General features: G+C 63.9%; 18 protein-coding genes and 1 pseudogene. 10 read left to right on the top strand and 9 right to left on the bottom strand.

Translation table 11 applies throughout. From position 1 onward, the window contains the following. Positions 1-209 precede the first annotated feature (209 nt). A complete protein-coding gene (gene htpX, locus ACIPZ5_RS24765) occupies positions 210-1,097 on the top strand; it encodes a protease HtpX (protein ID WP_023661073.1) in 888 nt (295 codons plus the stop codon). 48 nt (positions 1,098-1,145) lie between these two features. On the opposite strand, the gene ACIPZ5_RS24760 is transcribed toward htpX, so the two are convergent. Then, positions 1,146-1,793 (bottom strand): thiopurine S-methyltransferase, encoded by a 648-nt coding sequence (locus tag ACIPZ5_RS24760; protein WP_400811155.1) that lies wholly within the window; start codon positions 1,791-1,793, stop codon positions 1,146-1,148. A 102-nt stretch (positions 1,794-1,895) separates the two neighbouring features. Here ACIPZ5_RS24760 and ACIPZ5_RS24755 point away from each other — a divergent pair, with 102 nt between their 5' ends. After that, positions 1,896-2,663, top strand: coding sequence for a class III extradiol ring-cleavage dioxygenase (locus ACIPZ5_RS24755; protein ID WP_343599586.1), 768 nt, complete (start codon positions 1,896-1,898; stop codon positions 2,661-2,663). Positions 2,664-2,754: 91 nt separating this feature from the next. Here the strand turns inward: ACIPZ5_RS24755 and ACIPZ5_RS24750 are convergent. Together ACIPZ5_RS24750 and ACIPZ5_RS24745 are read right to left on the bottom strand one after the other, a co-directional pair. Next, positions 2,755-4,477: pseudogene (locus ACIPZ5_RS24750) on the bottom strand (DEAD/DEAH box helicase). A gap of 398 nt (positions 4,478-4,875) precedes the next feature. Continuing rightward, entirely contained in the window at positions 4,876-5,631 is a 756-nt protein-coding gene (locus tag ACIPZ5_RS24745; RefSeq protein WP_343599585.1) for a spermidine synthase, read from the bottom strand. 117 nt (positions 5,632-5,748) lie between these two features. On the opposite strand from ACIPZ5_RS24745, the gene ACIPZ5_RS24740 reads away from it, so the two are divergent. Next, positions 5,749-7,095 carry a class II 3-deoxy-7-phosphoheptulonate synthase gene (locus ACIPZ5_RS24740; RefSeq protein ID WP_079227016.1) on the top strand — a complete coding sequence of 449 codons (1,347 nt, stop codon included), beginning with the start codon at positions 5,749-5,751 and terminating at the stop codon, positions 7,093-7,095. Here ACIPZ5_RS24740 and ACIPZ5_RS24735 read toward each other — a convergent pair. Both ACIPZ5_RS24735 and ACIPZ5_RS24730 read right to left on the bottom strand, forming a co-directional pair. Next, entirely contained in the window at positions 7,076-8,296 is a 1,221-nt protein-coding gene (locus tag ACIPZ5_RS24735; RefSeq protein WP_400811153.1) for a winged helix-turn-helix domain-containing protein, read from the bottom strand. The two genes, ACIPZ5_RS24740 and ACIPZ5_RS24735, sit on opposite strands and share 20 nt — an antisense overlap. 145 nt (positions 8,297-8,441) lie before the next feature. Next, on the bottom strand, positions 8,442-8,660 hold the full coding sequence (locus ACIPZ5_RS24730; RefSeq protein ID WP_261941073.1) for a DUF1127 domain-containing protein: 219 nt from the start codon (positions 8,658-8,660) through the stop codon (positions 8,442-8,444). Between the two features lie 96 nt (positions 8,661-8,756). Here ACIPZ5_RS24730 and ACIPZ5_RS24725 point away from each other — a divergent pair, with 96 nt between their 5' ends. After that, the gene (locus ACIPZ5_RS24725; RefSeq protein WP_313711544.1) at positions 8,757-9,608 is read left to right on the top strand and encodes a LysR substrate-binding domain-containing protein; all 852 of its coding nucleotides are present in this window, start codon (positions 8,757-8,759) and stop codon (positions 9,606-9,608) included. Positions 9,609-9,637: 29 nt separating this feature from the next. On the opposite strand, the gene ACIPZ5_RS24720 is transcribed toward ACIPZ5_RS24725, so the two are convergent. Then, on the bottom strand, positions 9,638-10,387 hold the full coding sequence (locus tag ACIPZ5_RS24720) for a sulfite exporter TauE/SafE family protein (RefSeq protein WP_343599583.1): 750 nt from the start codon (positions 10,385-10,387) through the stop codon (positions 9,638-9,640). Positions 10,388-10,527: 140 nt separating this feature from the next. On the opposite strand from ACIPZ5_RS24720, the gene ACIPZ5_RS24715 reads away from it, so the two are divergent. From ACIPZ5_RS24715 to ACIPZ5_RS24705, 3 genes are all read left to right on the top strand, one after another. Next, entirely contained in the window at positions 10,528-11,484 is a 957-nt protein-coding gene (locus tag ACIPZ5_RS24715; RefSeq protein ID WP_400811150.1) for a LysR substrate-binding domain-containing protein, read from the top strand. Positions 11,485-11,539: 55 nt separating this feature from the next. Beyond that, positions 11,540-11,995: a MarR family winged helix-turn-helix transcriptional regulator gene (locus tag ACIPZ5_RS24710; protein WP_027919493.1), complete on the top strand. Its 456-nt coding sequence runs from the start codon at positions 11,540-11,542 to the stop codon at positions 11,993-11,995. Positions 11,996-12,136: 141 nt separating this feature from the next. Further along, the gene (locus tag ACIPZ5_RS24705; protein WP_023632623.1) at positions 12,137-12,565 is read left to right on the top strand and encodes an organic hydroperoxide resistance protein; all 429 of its coding nucleotides are present in this window, start codon (positions 12,137-12,139) and stop codon (positions 12,563-12,565) included. A 57-nt stretch (positions 12,566-12,622) separates the two neighbouring features. Here the strand turns inward: ACIPZ5_RS24705 and efp are convergent, their stop codons facing one another. Next, positions 12,623-13,192, bottom strand: coding sequence for an elongation factor P (gene efp / locus ACIPZ5_RS24700; RefSeq protein WP_027919495.1), 570 nt, complete (start codon positions 13,190-13,192; stop codon positions 12,623-12,625). A gap of 48 nt (positions 13,193-13,240) precedes the next feature. Next, a complete protein-coding gene (gene earP, locus ACIPZ5_RS24695) occupies positions 13,241-14,374 on the bottom strand; it encodes an elongation factor P maturation arginine rhamnosyltransferase EarP (RefSeq protein WP_400811147.1) in 1,134 nt (377 codons plus the stop codon). 131 nt (positions 14,375-14,505) lie between these two features. On the opposite strand from earP, the gene ACIPZ5_RS24690 reads away from it, so the two are divergent. Beyond that, a complete protein-coding gene (locus tag ACIPZ5_RS24690) occupies positions 14,506-14,904 on the top strand; it encodes a hypothetical protein (protein ID WP_343599581.1) in 399 nt (132 codons plus the stop codon). Between the two features lie 2 nt (positions 14,905-14,906). After that, positions 14,907-15,377, top strand: coding sequence for a transcription elongation factor GreAB (locus ACIPZ5_RS24685; RefSeq protein ID WP_343599580.1), 471 nt, complete (start codon positions 14,907-14,909; stop codon positions 15,375-15,377). Positions 15,378-15,492: 115 nt separating this feature from the next. On the opposite strand, the gene ACIPZ5_RS24680 is transcribed toward ACIPZ5_RS24685, so the two are convergent. Further along, positions 15,493-16,425, bottom strand: a complete 933-nt coding sequence (locus ACIPZ5_RS24680; RefSeq protein WP_400811145.1) for a LysR family transcriptional regulator — start codon at positions 16,423-16,425, stop codon at positions 15,493-15,495. Positions 16,426-16,542: 117 nt separating this feature from the next. On the opposite strand from ACIPZ5_RS24680, the gene ACIPZ5_RS24675 reads away from it, so the two are divergent. Beyond that, complete coding sequence (locus tag ACIPZ5_RS24675) at positions 16,543-17,292, top strand: 3-oxoacyl-ACP reductase family protein (protein ID WP_400811143.1); 750 nt, start codon at positions 16,543-16,545, stop codon at positions 17,290-17,292. The last annotated feature ends 307 nt before the right edge of the window (positions 17,293-17,599 follow it).

The raw sequence follows: 17,599 nt of genomic DNA, 5'->3' as shown, positions 1-17,599 counted from the left end.
GGCGGCGCTCGATACCGCAAACCCCGCAAACCTCAAGGCATGCACCGTTTCTTACATCCTGCAATGCTCTATCTCACAGCCCGCGCAAAATCCTCTGCCATACTCCGCCGTACACAGTTTGAAATAGTCGCCCGATTGAATCGCTGCGGCCGGCACCTTATATACCCCGCAGTAAGCAACGACTCATCCGTCAGGAGAACGTAACAACCATGATGCGCATTCTGTTGTTTGTAGCCACCAACCTCGCGGTGGTGCTGGTTGCAAGCATTACCCTGAGCCTGTTCGGCTTCAACGGGTTCATGGCCGCCAACGGGGTTGACCTCAACCTCAGCAGCCTGCTGGTCTTCTGCGCCGTGTTCGGCTTTGCCGGCTCCCTGGTCTCGCTGTTCATCTCCAAGTGGATGGCGAAGATGACCACCGGCACCCAGATCATCAGCCAGCCGCGCACCCGCCACGAGCAGTGGCTGCTGCAAACGGTCGAGGAGCTGTCCCGCGAAGCCGGCATCAAGATGCCCGAAGTGGGTATCTTCCCGGCCTACGAGGCGAACGCCTTCGCCACCGGCTGGAACCGCAACGACGCGCTGGTAGCTGTGTCCCAGGGCTTGCTGGAGCGTTTCTCGCCTGATGAAGTGCGTGCCGTGCTGGCCCACGAGATCGGCCACGTGGCCAACGGTGACATGGTCACCCTGGCGCTGGTGCAGGGCGTGGTGAACACCTTCGTGATGTTCTTCGCCCGCATCATCGGCAACTTCGTCGACAAGGTGATCTTCAAGAACGAAGAAGGCCAGGGCATCGCCTACTACGTGGCGACCATCGTCGCCGAGCTGATCCTCGGCATCCTCGCCAGCATGATCGTCATGTGGTTCTCGCGCCGCCGCGAGTACCGTGCCGACGAAGCCGGCGCGCAACTGGCCGGTACCGCCGCGATGATCGGCGCCCTGCAGCGCCTGCGCGTGGAGCAAGGCCTGCCGGTGCACATGCCCGACACCCTGAAGGCCTTCGGTATCAATGGCGGCCTCAAGCACGGCCTGGCCGGCCTGCTGATGAGCCACCCGCCGCTGGAAGACCGCATCGAGGCCCTGCGCCGCCGCGGTTGATCCACTGGCAATAGAAAAGGGCGACTTCGGTCGCCCTTTTGTTTTCGCTCAGAACTGTACGCGGTACACGCGTTCGACCAGGCTGTTCACTCCGGCTTGCTGAAACTTCGGGCTTTCCCCGATCACTTCCTGCGCCTCCAACGCCTCCACTTGCCAACCTATAAACCCACGCCGCACTTCATCATCCGCTACCGAAAACGGCGGCCCGGCCAGCAGTTCCTGCTGATAGTCCAGTGTCACCAGCAGCCCGGCACCTGGCGGCAATAGCTGTGAAAGCAAACGCATGTATTGCGCACGCATTTCAGGCGGCAGGGCAATGAGTGCGGCGCGATCATAAAGCGCCGCGCAATCGGCAACATCCTCCGCGCGCAAAGCAAAGAAATCACCACACCACAGCTGCACATCACCGCTGCACCAGACTTCGAAAGCGCCCTGCTGCGTCACTTTCGGCTCCAGCCCATGCTCACGGAAGAAAGCCTCCACCGCCCGCCGCGACAACTCTACCCCCAACACCCGGTACCCCTGCCCTGCCAGCCAGGCCAGGTCCAGGCTCTTGCCACAGAGTGGCACCAGCACACGACTGCCCGGCGCCAGCTGCAACTGCGGCCAATACTGTTGAAGATATGGGTTCACCTGCGACTGATGGAAACCAATCTGGTTGTCGGCCCACCGCTGCTGCCAAAACGCTGGCTCCATGATCACTCCCGATTTTTTGATAATTTTTCGGCAAAACTTGGTTTGGATTTCGATCAGTAGTTGATCGAAGATGGTTGCATCTTAACCCTCAGGACCCCTGTCATGCTGCCCAGCCTGTTCATCTCCCACGGTTCCCCCATGCTCGCCCTGCAACCCGGCGCCAGCGGGCCGGCATTGGCCGGGCTGGCCAACGCCCTGCCCCGGCCAAAGGCGATCGTGGTGGTGTCGGCGCACTGGGAAAGCAGCGAGCTGCTGGTAACCGGCGCCTCGCAGCCAGAGACCTGGCACGACTTCTACGGTTTCCCGCCGGCACTGTACGCAGTGCAATACCCGGCGCCGGGCGAGCCAGCCCTGGCCAGCCAGGTCAGTGCACTGCTGAACGCCGCAGGCTTGCCGGCGCGCCTGGATGTGCAGCGGCCATTCGACCACGGCGCCTGGGTGCCGCTGTCATTGATGTACCCGGATGCGGGCATTGCGGTGATCCAGGTTTCCTTGCCCAGCCAGATGGGGCCTGCGCTGCAGATCAAGGTCGGCCAGGCACTGGCAGGGCTGCGCGCTGAAGGCGTTTTGCTGGTCGGTTCCGGCAGTATCACGCACAACCTGGGCGAACTGGACTGGCATGCCGGGCCTGATGTGATCGAACCCTGGGCGCTGGCGTTCCGGGATTGGGTGGTGGAGCGGCTGCAGGCAGATGACCAGGCCGCGCTGCTGGATTACCGCAAACAGGCGCCGTTTGCGGCGCGCAACCATCCCAGTGATGAGCACTTGCTGCCGCTGTTCTTTGCCCTGGGGGCCGGGGACAGGTTCGGGATCGTGCACCAGGGCTTCACCCTGGGGGCTTTGGGGATGGACATTTACCGGTTCGACTGAATGGCCGCTTCGCGGGCTTGCCCGCGAAGAGGCCGGAACAGGCCAAAAAAAATCCCCGACCTAGGCCGGGGATTTTTTCATTGCATCAGGATCAATCTTCGCGGTAGCGGCGCAGCTTCAGCTGCTTACCGGCTACTCGAGTGTCCTTGAGCTTGGACAGCAGCTTCTCGAGGCCATCTTCCGGCAGCTCGATCAGGCTGAAGCTGTCGCGTACCTGGATACGGCCGATGGCGTCACGGGCCAGGCCACCTTCGTTGAGGATCGCACCCAGCAGGTTCTTGGCGGCGATACCGTCACGGGCACCCAGGGCGGTACGGCAACGCACACGGCCTTCGGCCAGCGGCATTGGCGCGCGACGCTCGCGGTCACCACGATCACCACGGTCGCTGCGCTCAGTGCGCTCACCACGTTCGGCACGCTCGCCACGCGGGGCGAAGCTCGGCACCAGCGGCTGCTCGCGCTCTACCGCGGCCAGGTCCAGTGCCTGGCCATTGGTGGCCTTGCGCAGCAGGGCCGAAGCCAGGGCACGTGCACTGCAACCGAGGTCGGCGGTCAGGCGGTCGAACAGCTCGCCATGGGTGGCTTCTGCTTCGGCAACCAGCGGCGCCAGGCTCGAGGTCAGCTTCTTGATGCGGGCATCCAGTACAGCCTGGGCGTTCGGCAGGCGGGCTTCGGCAACCTTCTGCCCGGTCACGCGCTCGATCACCTGCAGCATGCGGCGCTCACGCGGGGTGACCAGCAGCAGTGCACGGCCATCACGACCGGCACGGCCGGTACGGCCGATGCGGTGCACGTAGGATTCCGGGTCGTACGGCATGTCGACGTTGAACACGTGGGTGATGCGCGGTACGTCCAGACCACGGGCAGCGACGTCGGTGGCGACGACGATGTCCAGGCGGCCATCCTTCAGCGAGTCGATCACACGCTCACGCTGGTTCTGGGCGATGTCACCGTTCAGCGCAGCAGCCTTGTAGCCCTTGGCTTCCAGCGCGGCGGCCAGGTCCAGGGTGGCTTGCTTGGTGCGCACGAAGGCGATCAGCGCGTCGAACTCTTCGACTTCCAGCAGACGCAGAACAGCCGGGATCTTCTGGTCGGCGTGGACCATCAGGTGGGCCTGCTCGATCGCGGTAACGGTCTGGGTCTTGCTCTGGATCTTGACGTGCTTGGGCTCACGCAGGTGACGTTCGGCGATCGAGCGGATCGACGACGGCAGGGTGGCGGAGAACAGTACGGTCTGGCGGCTGGCCGGGATGGCGTCGAAGATCACTTCGAGGTCGTCCATGAAGCCCAGCTTGAGCATTTCGTCGGCTTCGTCCAGTACCAGGTACTGCACGGTCGACAGGACTTTCTCGTCACGACGCAGGTGGTCGCAGAGACGGCCCGGGGTAGCGACGACGATTTGCGCGCCGTTGCGAATGGCACGCAGCTGTGGGCCCATCGGGGCGCCACCGTATACAGCCACCACATTAACGCCTGGCATCTGCTTGGCGTAGGTTTCGAAAGCGGTAGCTACTTGCAGCGCCAACTCACGGGTTGGCGCCAGGATCAGGGCTTGCGGTTCGCGCTTGCTCACATCGATCTTGTTGAGGATCGGCAGGGCGAAGGCAGCGGTCTTGCCGGTGCCAGTCTGCGCCTGGCCGATCATGTCGTGACCGGCGAGGATGATCGGGATCGATTGTTGCTGAATGGCGGACGGCTCTTCGTAGCCGGTCGCCAGAACGGCAGCAACAATGTTCGGATTAAGATCGAGAGCGGCGAAGCCGCCGGTTTCCTGGGTCATGGGTCTGCCTCTAAGTGCATCCGCAAAGACCCATGCTGCAAAGCTGCACATGCCTTGAAAGACCGGAACGGTCACCCAGGCAGCTTTGTCGGCGGGGATTTGCGAAAACGATTGAAAAAGAAAACTTTGGGAAGGTCCGCCTAGCGGACGTGCAGCCGAAGCTGGACTCGGAGGATTTGCACCACCTGATTTTGAGGCCCGCTAAAAGACCGGCGCGTACTATACCCGAATTAATGCCGGGTAGTGAGTAAATTTTTCTGGCCCTTCGGCCAGTATCGGGCCATCAGGCGGTGGCTGCTGAATCGGTTTTCTTCAGGAGCTCCGTGCAGGCTTCTTCGCGGGTAAACCCGCTCCCACAGGTACCGCGCAAATACTGGGTGCAGTGATGACCCTGTGGGAGCGGGTTTACCCGCGAAGCAGGCGACACTGTCTTCAGGTGGCGGGCCGAATCTCGCGAATCAACCCTTCCAGGCTGTACCCCAGGCGCGGCGCCAACGCCTCGGCCCGTGCCCGCAGACCGTCGAGGTCCAGTTGCTGCTCAAGGTCCGCCGGCACCAGCAGGATCACATTGCCCTCCTTCACCGGCAGCTCCCAGTAATGCCGGTGGTACAACCCGCGCAGCAGCGCCGCGCCCAGTGGCTTGCCATCGTCATTGGCCCACTGGTTGATCACCAGCCAACCGCCCGGGTTCAGCTTCTTCTGGCAGTTTTCGAGGAAATTCCACGCCAGGTGCCCGACACCCGGCCCGTGGTCGGTGTAAAGGTCGACGAACAGCAGGTCGGCCTGCTCGGCCGAGGGCAGCAACTCCAGGGCGTCGCCGATGCGCACGTACAGACGCGGATCATCATCCAGCCCCAGGTACTCCATGGCCAGGCGCGGCACGTCCGCACGCAGCTCAATGGCCTCGATGTCTTCCAGCGGCAGGAACTTCATGCACGCCTGGGTCAGGGTGCCGGCGCCCAGGCCGAGAAACAGCGCACTCTCCGGCAGCTCATGGCACAGCGCACCGACCAGCATGGCGCGGGTGTAGTCGTACTCCAGCCAGCTGGGGTCGGCGGTGAACACGCAGCTTTGCTCGATGGCATCGCCAAACTCGAGGAAGCGGTAATCCTCCACCTCGTACACGCTGACCACGCCAAAGGCATCCTCGACCCGGGCCAACAGCTTCTCTTCCCGCTCTGTCGCCATGTACCTGCCACCCACCCGCGCAAAAACGCGCATTGTCCGCCAACGCCCCGGATGCAACAAGCTCGGCGCCGCTGTTACCATGGCAGGCAGCCTATAACAGACAAGACCGAGCCCGTGATGAACCGACCGTGGAGCCCCGACAGCTGGCGTGCCCTGCCGATCCAGCAGCAACCGACCTACCCCGACGCCGCGCACCTGCTCAAGGTCGAGCAGACCCTGGCCAGCTACCCGCCGCTGGTGTTCGCCGGTGAGGCACGCGAGCTGCGCCGGCAGTTTGCCGAGGTCACCGAGGGCCGTGCCTTCCTGCTGCAAGGCGGCGACTGCGCCGAGAGCTTCGCCGAGTTCTCGGCGGCGAAGATCCGCGACACCTTCAAGGTGCTGCTGCAGATGGCCATTGTCATGACCTTCGCCGCTGGCTGCCCGGTGGTGAAAGTCGGGCGCATGGCCGGGCAGTTCGCCAAGCCGCGCTCTTCGGGCGACGAAACCATCGGCAACGTCACCCTGCCGGCCTACCGTGGCGACATCGTCAACGGCATCGGGTTTGACGAAAAAAGCCGCGTGCCGGACCCGGAGCGCCTGCTGCAGGCCTACCACCAGGCCACCGCCAGCCTCAACCTGCTGCGCGCCTTCGCCCAGGGCGGCTTTGCCGACCTGCATCAGGTGCACAAGTGGAACCTCGATTTCATCGCCAACTCGGCGCTGGCCGACAAGTACCACCAGCTGGCCAACCGCATCGACGAAACCCTGGCCTTCATGCGTGCCTGTGGCCTCGACAGCGCGCCGCAACTGCGCGAAACCAGTTTCTTCACCGCCCACGAAGCGCTGCTGCTCAACTATGAAGAAGCCTTCGTGCGCCAGGACAGCCTGACCGGCGACTACTACGACTGCTCCGCGCACATGCTGTGGATCGGCGACCGCACCCGCCAGCTCGACGGCGCCCATGTCGAGTTCCTGCGCGGCGTGCACAACCCGATCGGGGTCAAGGTCGGCCCAAGCATGAACCCTGAAGAGCTGATCCGCCTGATCGACACGCTCAACCCGGCCAACGACCCCGGCCGCCTCAACCTGATCGTGCGCATGGGCGCCGGCAAGGTCGGCGCGCACCTGCCGGGGCTGATCCGCACCGTCGAACGCGAGGGGCGCAAGGTGCTGTGGAGTTCCGACCCGATGCATGGCAACACCATCAAGGCCAGCAGCGGCTACAAGACCCGCGATTTCGCGCAGATCCTCGATGAGGTCAAGCAGTTCTTCCAGGTGCACCAGGCCGAAGGCAGCCATGCGGGTGGCATTCATATCGAGATGACCGGGCAGAACGTCACCGAGTGCATCGGCGGCGCCCGGCCGATCACCGAGGATGCCCTGTCCGACCGCTATCACACCCATTGCGACCCACGGATGAACGCCGATCAGTCGCTGGAACTGGCCTTCCTGATCGCCGAAACCCTCAAGCAGGTGCGGCGCTGAGCAAGGCCTGACGCAACTGGCTGCCCTCTGCCCGAGGGCAGTTCAGTTGCACCCGCTCCAGGCCCAGCCACTGGGCCATGCGCAGCAGATTTGCCGCCAGGGCTTGATAACCCTCTTCGTCCAACGCTATCGATTCCGCATGCACGGCGTGCACCGCCAGTTGCCCAAGGGCGCGCTCGGCGCGCAAGTCCAGGCGCGCGGCGATGCGTTCGCGGTAAAGGAAAGGCAGCACGTAGTAGCCGTACACCCGCTTGTGCGCCGGGGTGTAGATTTCCAGGCGGTAGTGGAAATCGAACAGCCGCTCGGTGCGGCTGCGCTCCCAGACCAGTGAATCGAACGGCGACAGCAGCGCGCTGGCGTCGATGTGCCGGGGGATGCGTGGCGTGCCGGCACAGTAGGCGAGCTGCTTCCAGCCCTGCACCTCGACCGGCTGCAGGCGGCCATCGGCGACCAGCTCGTCGAGCGCCGCCCTGCCCTGGCCGGGCTCGAGGCGGAAGTAATCGCGCAGGTCGCGCTCGGTGGCCACGCCCAGCGCCGTGGCTGCATGCAGCATCAGGCCTTGGTGGGCTTCGGCTTCGCTCGGCAGCGCCTGCTCGAGAACCGCCTTGGGCAACACCTTTTCCGGTACGTCGTAGAGCCGTTCAAAGCCCCGGCGCCCCGCCACCGTCACTTCACCGGCGGCGAACAGCCATTCCAGCGCGTGCTTTTCTTCGCTCCAGTCCCACCACGGGCCGGCCCGCTCCTGACGGGTAGACAAGCTGCCCGCGCCCAGCGCGCCCTGTTCGCGCACGGCCGCCAGCACACGGGCGATCACGTCCTGGCGTTCGCGGCCGAACTGCGCGAGCTGGCGGTAGATGCCGCGGCCATCGGCGGCATGGGCCATGCGCCAGCGCAGCAGCGGGTAGAGGTTGAGGGGCAATAGCGAGGCCTCGTGGCCCCAATATTCGAACAGCTGCCGCTGGCGGCCACGGCCCCAGGCGAGCTGGTCGAGCATGGCCGGCGGGTAGTCGCCGAGGCGGGAGAACAGCGGCAGGTAATGGGAGCGAACCACGGCGTTGACCGAGTCGATCTGCACGACGCCCAGGCGCTGGAGCATGCGCTTGAGTGCGGGCAGCGCCGGAGCGGACTCGTGCTGTTTACCAAATCCTTGAGCTGACAGGGCCAGGCGCCGAGCTTGGTTGATGGACAACTTGAGGGGCAAGCCTGATCTCCTTGTGGCGTCTGTTCCGGCCCTTTCGCGGGGCAAGCCCGCTCCCACAGGGATAGCACTGCCTCAGGCAAGATGGGTTCCTGTGGGAGCGGGCTTGCCCCCCGAAAGGGCCGGCAAGTCCACCGACAAACTTAGCTCATTTACGCAACGGGTCATCCCAGAAATGCCGGTCGGCCTCTTGCTGGATGTCTGCCCGGCTCAAGCCCAGGTCATGCAGGGTCGCATCACTCAGGCTGGCCAGTTCCTGGCGCTGGCGGTACAGCTGCAGCCACCGGGCCGGACGGTCCAGGGCCACATGCCACAGGTGGTTCAGGGAAAAGGCAGGTTGCTGGATGCTGCTGACTTGACCTTTCATCGTGAAGCCCTCCGTGTTGATGGCTTCAGTCTCTGCCCAGGCTTAAGATCAATCCAACGAATGTTTCTGATGCCATGCATCTCGGAGATTGATGCAATGTCCCAGTACCAGAGCCTCGATGCCGACGTGCTGCGCACCTTCGTCGCCATCGCCGAGCAAGGCGGCTTCACCCGCGCCGGGGAAGTGGTCAACCGCACCCAGTCGGCAGTGAGCATGCAGATGAAACGCCTGGAAGAAGACATCCTGCAGCGCCAGCTGTTCGAGCGCGAGGGGCGCCAGGTCCGGCTTACCGCCGAGGGCCAGGTACTGCTGGGCTATGCCCGGCGCATCCTCAAGCTGCATGGCGAGGTGTTCAACACCCTGCGCATGCCGCACATGGTCGGGATGGTGCGCATCGGCACGCCGGATGACTACGCCATGCGCTTTCTGCCGACCATTCTCTCCAGCTTTGCCCAGGCATACCCGCTGGTACAGGTGGAGGTGCATTGCGACTCGTCCAAGCAACTGATGCTGCGCCAGGACCTGGACCTGACCATCGTCACTCGCGAGCCCGGCAACGAGGTTGGCCAGTTGTTGCGCCAGGAGCGCCTGGTATGGGCCGCCGCCGAAGGTTTCTGCCCGCAGGAGCAGCGGCCAATGCCGCTGGCGCTGTTCAACAGCGACTGCTTCTGCCGCGCCTGGACCTGCAATGCCCTGGAGGCCCAGGGCATCGATTACCGCATCGCCTACACCAGCCCCAGCCTGGCAGCGATCTTCGCCATCGTCACTGCAGGGCTGGCGGTGACAGCGCAATTGCAGAGCCTGGTGGGTGGCAACATCCGCATTCTCGGCGAAAGCGAAGGCTTGCCGCAGTTGCCGGTGGCCAACGTGATGCTGCTGCGCAACAGCCAGAGCCAGTCACCGATCACCGACTGCATGGCCGATTACATCGTCGAAGGATTCCAATAATTTGGGGCCGCTTTGCGGCCCCGGCGATCTTACAGTTCAAACGCCAACATCACCGCACACACAACCAGAAACACGCAGAACATCGCCCGCAATACCTTCTCTGGCAGCGCATGGGCCAGTTTCACCCCCCAGCTGATACTCAGCAGCCCACCGACCGCCAATGGGATCCCCACTCCCCAGTCGACACTGTGATGCACCCCATAGGTCACCAGCGTCACCAAGGTGCTCGGTGCCGCCAGCGCCAGCGACAGCCCCTGCGCCACCACCTGGGTAGTACCGAACACACTGGTCAGGATCGGCGTTGCCACCACCGCCCCACCCACACCGAACAGGCCGCCCATGGTCCCGGCAAAGCTGCCCAGCACACCCAGCCACGGCCAGGCATAGCGCAGCTCGGCAGTGGGTGGCGAAACCTTGAGGAATATCCGCGCCACGTTCCATACCGCCAGCGCCACCAGGAAGCCGACAAAGCCCAGGCGCATGGCGTGGGCATCGATGCCCACCGCCCAGATCGACCCCAGCCAGGCGAACAGGAAGCTGCACAGAGACAACGGCACGGCATGGCGCAGTTCAATGCGGTTGCGCTGGTGATAGCGCCACAGTGCCAGCAGCACGTTCGGCACCACCATCACCAGCGCCGTGCCCTGGGCCAGTTGCTGATCGAGGCCGAACAACACCCCCAGCGCCGGGATAGCGATCAGCCCCCCGCCAATGCCGAACAACCCACCCATGGTGCCAAGGCCTGCGCCCAGCACGATATACAACAACCACTCGATCATCAGGGTCTCACCCGCCTGTTTGCAATGCGAGCATGCTAACGATTGCGGGCTGGCAGGGAAACGCACAGCAACGCACAATGGCTGTGCGTATTTCGCAAAGCCAAACGGCGCAAAACCACAAGCGCAAGAGCAAAGTGACCATGAGCCCCGACGCCCTCACCGACCAGTTGAGCCTGTTCCTCGACGTGCTGGAAACCGGCAGTTTCTCTGCTGCCGCCCGCCGCCATCCGCTGACCCCTTCGGCCGTGGCCCGGCGCATCGATAGCCTGGAGAACGCCGTCGGTAGCCGCCTGTTCACCCGCAGCACCCATGCCGTGCGCGTCACCCCGGCAGGCAATGCCTTCGCCGAGCGCGCCCGACGCATCATCGAGGAACTGCGCCTGGCCCGTGCCGAAGCGGTATCACTGAGCAATGCCCCAGAAGGCCTGATCCGCATCGACGCCCCGGCCGCCTTCGGCCGCCGCCACCTGGCACCGGCGATCGCCGACTTCCTGGTGGCCTATCCAGGCCTGGACGTGCAGCTGCGGCTGATCGACAGCTTCGTCGACCTGCACGGCAGCCACCTGGGCGAGGTCGACCTGGTGCTACGCGCCGGCCCGCTGGCCGACACCCGCCTGGTCGCAACAAAACTGGCACACATGGTGCGCATTGCCTGCGCCAGCCCTACCTACCTGGCCAGCCGCGGCGTGCCAAGCTGCCCCAGCGAGTTGCCCGGCCACGATGGCCTCGACTGGGACGGCCTGGCGCCACCGTTCGCCTGGCGCTTCGCGGTCGGCGGGCAGATGCGCCTGTACCGCCCGGCACGCATGCGCATGGCCGCCAACAACGCCGAAACCCTGCTGTTCGGCGCCCTCGCCGGCCTGGGCATCGCCCACCTGCCGACCTGGCTGATCAGCGACTACCTGCTGCGCGGTGAACTGGTGCCTCTGTTCTGCGACAACGGCCTGCCCGAGGTCGAAACCAGTGGCATTTATGCACTGCGCCTTGAACATGAAACGAACTCTCGCAGCCGTTTGCTGCTCGAATTTCTCAAGAGCCGCTTCAGCCCGGTGCCACCCTGGGACCTGGCGCTGCGCAGTGAACTGCGCTGGCAGTAAGCGCCCCGACCTTCAGCGTGCTAGATTTCTCCATTGATGACATTCAAGGACCTGCATGAACGCCAACACCCAAGCTTCCTGTGACGAGCTGCTGCTGGACAACCAGGTCTGCTTCGCCCTGCACTCCACCTCGTTGCTGATGACCAAGGTCTACAAGCCGCTGCTGCAAGCGCTGGGCCTGACCTACCCGCAGTACCTGGCCATGCTCGTGCTGTGGGAACAGGACGGCCTCACCGTAGGTGAAATCAGCCAGCACCTGCTGACCGACCCTGGCTCGCTCACGCCACTGCTCAAGCGCCTGGAAAGCGAAGGCCTGCTGCAGCGCAACCGCAGCCGCGAGGATGAGCGGGTGGTGCTGGTGCAACTGACCGACAAGGGCCGCGCCTTGCAGCAGCAGGCCCGGGAAGTGCCGCAGTGCATCCTCAAGGCCAGCGGCCGCAGCCTCGAACGCCTGCAGCAGCTGCAGGCCGACCTGCTGGAGCTGCGCGACAGCCTGCAAAAAAACCTCTGACGGCTACGCTGTGTGATGCCCGTTCGGACGAGCGGTGAAGATTTATCTTGCGCACTAACTAATTGCGCGCTAATTTAAATCCCGTACTCACATGACGCCACCTGATGACCAGGGGCGCACAGCACACTAGCGAGGCTCAAGATGCAAAAGGTCACTCCGCTGTACATCGCAGAAGCCACCTCCACCGGCGGTCGCGACGGCAAATCCCGCTCCAGCGACGGCAAATTGGAAGTCAAGCTGAGCACCCCCAAGGAACTCGGCGGCGCAGGTGGTGACGGCACCAATCCTGAGCAGATGTTCGCCGCCGGTTACTCGGCCTGCTTCATCGGCGCGCTGAAGTTCGTCGCCGGCCAGGAGAAGAAAGCCCTGCCTGCAGATGCCTCGATCACCGCCAAGGTCGGTATCGGCCAGATTCCCGGTGGTTTCGGCCTGGACATCGACCTGCACATCAACCTGCCGGGGCTGGCTCAGGCCGATGCCGAAGGCCTGGTGGAAAAGGCCCACAAGGTCTGCCCGTACTCCAACGCCACCCGCGGCAATGTAGATGTACGCCTGCATGTGACGGTGTAAATCACAGGCATAAAAAAACCCGGCCAAGGCCGGGTTTTTTGCGTTTCGCAAGAAGGATTACTTCTTGGAGCGGCCTTTGAAGCTGTTGTCGCGAGTGTCGATGTCGATCCACTCGTCGATAGCGATGAAGTCGGCAACCTGGATCTCGGTACCGTTTGCCAGCTTGGCAGGCTTCATGACTTTACCGGAAGTGTCGCCACGAGCAGCGTTCTCGGTGTAGACGACCTTACGGCTGATGGTGGTCGGCAGTTCAACCGATACCAGGCGACCTTCGAAGAACACGGCTTCGCAGACGTCTTCCATGCCTTCTTCGATGTACGGCAGAACGGCTTCGATGTCCTCGGCGTTCAGCTCGTACATGGTGTAGTCGGTGGTGTCCATGAAGGTGTATTCGTCACCGTTGATGAACGACAGGGTCGCTTCTTTGCGATCCAGGATCACGTCGTCCAGCTTGTCGTCCGCACCGTACACGGTTTCGGTCTTGTAGCCGGTCAGCAGGTTCTTCAGCTTGGTCTTCATGATCGCGCTGTTACGGCCCGACTTGGTGAATTCAGCTTTCTGAACCAGCCACGGATCGTTATCGATGCGCAGAACGGTACCGGGTTTGATTTCTTTACCAGTTTTCATTGCAAAATATCCGAATCTGGATGGATTTATAAAAATCGAGGCCGCGTATCATAGCGAATTTCGGTAAAAGTGTACTAGCGCTGCGGCAAGGTCCGGCCGAGCGGCCTGACTCACCGCCCAATCCGCGGCGTGCTGCTGCAGTTCCGCCCAGTGTTTGCGGGCACCTTGCCAGGCCGCGTGCATGTCACGGTCCATGTTCCAGGCACGCCACAGCGCCAGCAGCGCCTCGCTGGCAGCGTCCGACAGGCCCTGTCGATATCGGGCAAGGAAGGCTTCGAGCTTTTCCCAGTGGGCATTCTCGTCCTGCACATAGATATGCCACAGCATTGGCCGGCCGGCCCACTGGGCGCGCACGAACGAATCCTCCCCTCGTACCGCGTTGAAATCGCAGCTCCACAGCAGGCGGTCATAATCATCCTGGCTGACGAACGGCAGGATCTGCACGGTCAGGGTGCCACGCTGGTGCACATCGCCGGCTTGCAAGGCCTGCTCACCGAGCCAGGCGCCCAGGTCGCCGAGAATACGCCCCTGTGGGACCAGCAGGTGAACCGGCTCGGCATCCTCGACCAGGGCATCGAGCCAACGGCCCAGTTGCCCGTTTTCGTAGGCAAACAGCGACATCAGCAGCGCACCTGGCTGCAACTGCACGCCCAGGCCCTGGAGGAACGCCGCACGCGCCTCGGCCGATTGCTCGAAGGCCTGCCGACGCGGCAGCAGGCTGGCTTCGCGCAACAACCCGCCGGTCCCGGCGGTGAACCCTGGGAAGAAAAACACCTTGCGCAGGCCATTGGGCTGGGGCGATGGCAAGCCATGACAACCTTCCACCCAGTCCTCGGCGCTGAGGTATTCCAGGTTCAGCCACAGCACCGGCGAGGTGCGCACGCGCATCGCTTCGACGTAGGCTGCGGGCAACTGGCAGGCAAAGGCCCCGATCACCACATCCGCCGGCGCCGCGGGCTGCCAGTCGTCGGGCCAGGCACGTACATCCACACCCTGCTGCCATTGCTGCGCCGCACCGGCATCGGCGCCTGGGCACAGCGGCACGAAGGCATTCAGGTCATCAACCCACAGGCGCACCGCCAGGCCGTGCTCGGCCACCAGTTGCCGGGCCAGGCGCCAGGTCACGCCGATATCGCCATAGTTGTCGACGACGCTGCAGAAAATGTCCCAGGTGGTTTTCATGTGCCCTGCCTCGCCCTGCGCAAAAACCGCGAATTCTGCGGATAAATTGTCGCCGACAAAAGCACCGCGCGGCAAAAAGCGCCAGCGCCATGCGACAATGGCCCCCTCGCCCGCCCTGCCAGGAGGCCGCCATGCCCCGCCACCGTGAACTGAAGATCACCCTCAAACCGCTGCAGCTGATTTTCTGCGTGGCCTTTGGCCTGTGGCTCGGCGCCGTGGCGATCGCCGTGAGCCTGTGGCTGGCCTTGCAGCTGTGGCCCGAACAGGTGCAACCGGTGGCCCAGGCAGTGGCTCCCGCCTACAGCAAGTCGCCAGCGGCGGCGACACCGGCACAGCCGCAGGACGCGCAAAACGAGATGTTCGAGCGCTACAAGGACATCCTGCACAAGCAGGAAATCCAGCAGGCCGCCGAGGCGGCCCAAGGCAACCCGCGCAACCTCAACAGCCCCAAGTGCCAGTTTTGGCTTGCGCAGAATCGCACCGCGCCGACCGACAAGAGCCAGGCCAACGTTCTGGAGTTCTGTTACTGACCATGGACAAGGCCCTCCTGCTAAGCCGCATCGTCACGGCCCTGGAAACCGACATGGAGGTGCTGCGCCGTGCGGCGCAGACCGCCTACGAGGCGGCCACCGCCGAAGAGAACATCGCCGAAAACAAGTACGACACGCTCGGGCTGGAGGCCTCGTACCTGGCCACCGGGCAGGCACGGCGCACCGCCGAAATTCGCCAGGCGCTGCTGACTTACCAGCAGTTGCTGCTGCGCGAGTATGACCCGGCGCGGGGTGTGCAGGTGAGCAACCTGGTGACCCTGGAAGATGAGGATGGCGGGCAGCGCTTGCTGTTCCTCGGGCCAGAGGCGGCCGGGTTGAAGATTGGCGAGGGGGAGGAGCTGGTGACCGTGATTACTCCGAGGTCCCCCCTGGGGAAGCTGTTGGTGGGCAAGAAGATCGATGACGAGGTGAGCCTCGGTGCTCAGCTTTTCTACATCATCGATGTTGCCTGACACGGCCCTTTCGCGGGGCAAGCCCGCTCCCCCAGGCATCGCACAATGTCCAAGCCTGTAGTGATCCTGTGGGAGCGGGCTTGCCCGCGAAAGGGCCGGCACTGGCGACACACCTCTAGGCCAAGGCATCAAAGCGCCCCGCCAACCCCCGCTCGGCAAACTGCTCCACCACAAAGTCGATGAACGCGCGGGTCTTGCCCGGCAACAGCTTGTGCTCGGCGTAATACAAGCTGATAGCCCCATCATCCACATACCAGTCCGGCAGCACCCGCTGCAGCTGCCCCGCCTCCAGATAAGGCACGGCGAACGGCAAGCTGACCAGCGCAATCCCCAATCCCTGCTGCGCCACCGCACACGCCGCATCCGAGTCGCTCATGGTCATCGCCTGGCGCAACAGCAACGGCTGCTGTTGCTGCCAGCGACTGGTCAAGGGCCAGGAGCGTACCCGCCCGGTCTGTGGCGAGCGGATCAGAATCCCGTCATGCCGCTGCAACCCCTGCGGGTCTTCGATGGCGGCATGCCGGCCCAGGTACGCGGGCGCCGCCACCAGCACCCGATGCGCCGGGGTCAGCTTGCGCGCCACCACCCCAAGCGGCAGCTCGAAACCACCACCAATGGCTGCATCGAAGCCCTGGCCGATCAGGTCGACCTGGCGGTTGTCGAAATGCCAGTCCGGGGTGATCGCCGGGTAGCGGCGCAAGAACTCACCCAGCAGCGGCAGCACGTACAGGCGGCCGAACACGGTGCCCATGCTCACCCGCAGCAGCCCGGCCGGCTGGCCCTCGGCGCTGGCCAGGTTGGCCACGGCGTACTGGATGGTCCGGAAGCTATCGCTTACCTCGCCCAAAAAACGTTGCCCCGCCTCGGTCAAGGTCAGCTTGCGCGTACTACGCTGGAACAGCCGCACCCCAAGGCGCGCTTCCAGTTGGGCGACGTGCTTGCCCACCGCCGCCGGGGTGATGCTCAGGCGCCGGGCCGCCTCGGCGAAACTGCCCACCTCGGCGCTTCGAATGAAGCACTCCAGGGCGTTGAAAGACTCCATGGCCATGATTACCAACCAAAGGTTTACTCTGCTGATAGTGATTGCCATCTTATCAGCAGGTAATCATCGGTCGATACTGCGTCCATCCAAGGCATTCGGCCTTGCTTCCAGCAGGAGATCAGCATGTCCAAGCAACTTACCCTCGAAGGCAAAGTCGCCTTCGTCCAAGGCGGCTCACGCGGTATCGGCGCGGCCATCGTACGGCGCCTGGCCCGCGAAGGTGCACAGGTGGCCTTCACCTACGTCAGCTCCGCCGGCCCGGCCGAAGCGCTGGCCGAAGAGGTCAAGGCTGCCGGCGGCCAGGCCCTGGCGCTGCGCGCCGACAGCGCCGACGCCGCCGCCCTGCAACTGGCGGTTGACGATACCGTGAAGGCGTTCGGCCGCCTCGATATCCTGGTCAACAACGCCGGCGTGCTGGCCGTGGCGCCGCTCGCGGAGTTCGACCTGGCCGACTTCGATCGCACACTCGCGGTCAACGTACGCAGCGTGTTCGTCGCCAGCCAGGCAGCCGCCCGCTACATGGGCCAGGGTGGGCGCATCATCAACATCGGCAGCACCAACGCCGAGCGCATGCCGTTTGCCGGCGGCGCACCGTACGCCATGAGCAAGTCGGCACTGGTCGGCCTGACCAAGGGCATGGCCCGCGACCTGGGCCCGCAGGGCATTACCGTGAACAACGTGCAACCGGGGCCGGTGGACACCGACATGAACCCGGCCAGCGGCGAGTTCGCAGAAAGCCTGATTCCGCTGATGGCGATCGGGCGGTATGGGCAGGCGGATGAGATCGCCAGCTTCGTTGCTTACCTTGCGGGGCCTGAAGCTGGCTACATTACCGGCGCCAGCTTGACGGCCGATGGCGGGTTTGCTGCTTGAGGAGTGTCAGGGCGGCAATGTGCACGGCTTAAGTTGTATGCTGCTGCACAAACCGAGCGCCGCCCCCGCGGCGCATCGCGGATGAATCCGCTCCTACATCTGTTGCAACGTGCCGAACCTGTGACGCCATGGTTGCCAGCCTTGGTGCATGTCTTGAGTCTTGCTAACGGGCTGAAAAACATGGCCTGACAGGCATGGCCACGTTGCAACAGATGTAGATACTCTGTTGGCGGTCAAGCTTTTCTGAGGTGTTCAGAGCTGAAAAGCTTGGCTGTATGGAATGGCTCATCTCCGTGCATACATGCCC

The organism is Pseudomonas sp. NPDC089428, assembly GCF_044749325.1.
Taxonomy (GTDB): domain Bacteria; phylum Pseudomonadota; class Gammaproteobacteria; order Pseudomonadales; family Pseudomonadaceae; genus Aquipseudomonas.
The sequence above is the reverse complement of the archived record's forward strand: the minus strand, read 5'-3'. Positions and strand labels throughout refer to the sequence as shown.

What these genes read in the sequence shown, in the direction of transcription:
- ACIPZ5_RS24690 (WP_343599581.1), top strand. Translation starts at nt 14,506, where the DNA reads ATGCCCCGCCACCGTGAACTGAAGATCACCCTCAAACCGCTGCAGCTG.
- ACIPZ5_RS24705 (WP_023632623.1), top strand. Translation starts at nt 12,137, where the DNA reads ATGCAAAAGGTCACTCCGCTGTACATCGCAGAAGCCACCTCCACCGGC.
- ACIPZ5_RS24715 (WP_400811150.1), top strand. Translation starts at nt 10,528, where the DNA reads ATGAGCCCCGACGCCCTCACCGACCAGTTGAGCCTGTTCCTCGACGTG.
- ACIPZ5_RS24680 (WP_400811145.1), bottom strand. Translation starts at nt 16,425, where the DNA reads ATGGCCATGGAGTCTTTCAACGCCCTGGAGTGCTTCATTCGAAGCGCC.
- ACIPZ5_RS24675 (WP_400811143.1), top strand. Translation starts at nt 16,543, where the DNA reads ATGTCCAAGCAACTTACCCTCGAAGGCAAAGTCGCCTTCGTCCAAGGC.
- ACIPZ5_RS24755 (WP_343599586.1), top strand. Translation starts at nt 1,896, where the DNA reads ATGCTGCCCAGCCTGTTCATCTCCCACGGTTCCCCCATGCTCGCCCTG.
- ACIPZ5_RS24725 (WP_313711544.1), top strand. Translation starts at nt 8,757, where the DNA reads ATGTCCCAGTACCAGAGCCTCGATGCCGACGTGCTGCGCACCTTCGTC.
- ACIPZ5_RS24740 (WP_079227016.1), top strand. Translation starts at nt 5,749, where the DNA reads ATGAACCGACCGTGGAGCCCCGACAGCTGGCGTGCCCTGCCGATCCAG.
- ACIPZ5_RS24710 (WP_027919493.1), top strand. Translation starts at nt 11,540, where the DNA reads ATGAACGCCAACACCCAAGCTTCCTGTGACGAGCTGCTGCTGGACAAC.
- ACIPZ5_RS24730 (WP_261941073.1), bottom strand. Translation starts at nt 8,660, where the DNA reads ATGAAAGGTCAAGTCAGCAGCATCCAGCAACCTGCCTTTTCCCTGAAC.
- ACIPZ5_RS24760 (WP_400811155.1), bottom strand. Translation starts at nt 1,793, where the DNA reads ATGGAGCCAGCGTTTTGGCAGCAGCGGTGGGCCGACAACCAGATTGGT.
- efp (WP_027919495.1), bottom strand. Translation starts at nt 13,192, where the DNA reads ATGAAAACTGGTAAAGAAATCAAACCCGGTACCGTTCTGCGCATCGAT.
- ACIPZ5_RS24685 (WP_343599580.1), top strand. Translation starts at nt 14,907, where the DNA reads ATGGACAAGGCCCTCCTGCTAAGCCGCATCGTCACGGCCCTGGAAACC.
- ACIPZ5_RS24745 (WP_343599585.1), bottom strand. Translation starts at nt 5,631, where the DNA reads ATGGCGACAGAGCGGGAAGAGAAGCTGTTGGCCCGGGTCGAGGATGCC.
- htpX (WP_023661073.1), top strand. Translation starts at nt 210, where the DNA reads ATGATGCGCATTCTGTTGTTTGTAGCCACCAACCTCGCGGTGGTGCTG.
- ACIPZ5_RS24720 (WP_343599583.1), bottom strand. Translation starts at nt 10,387, where the DNA reads ATGATCGAGTGGTTGTTGTATATCGTGCTGGGCGCAGGCCTTGGCACC.
- earP (WP_400811147.1), bottom strand. Translation starts at nt 14,374, where the DNA reads ATGAAAACCACCTGGGACATTTTCTGCAGCGTCGTCGACAACTATGGC.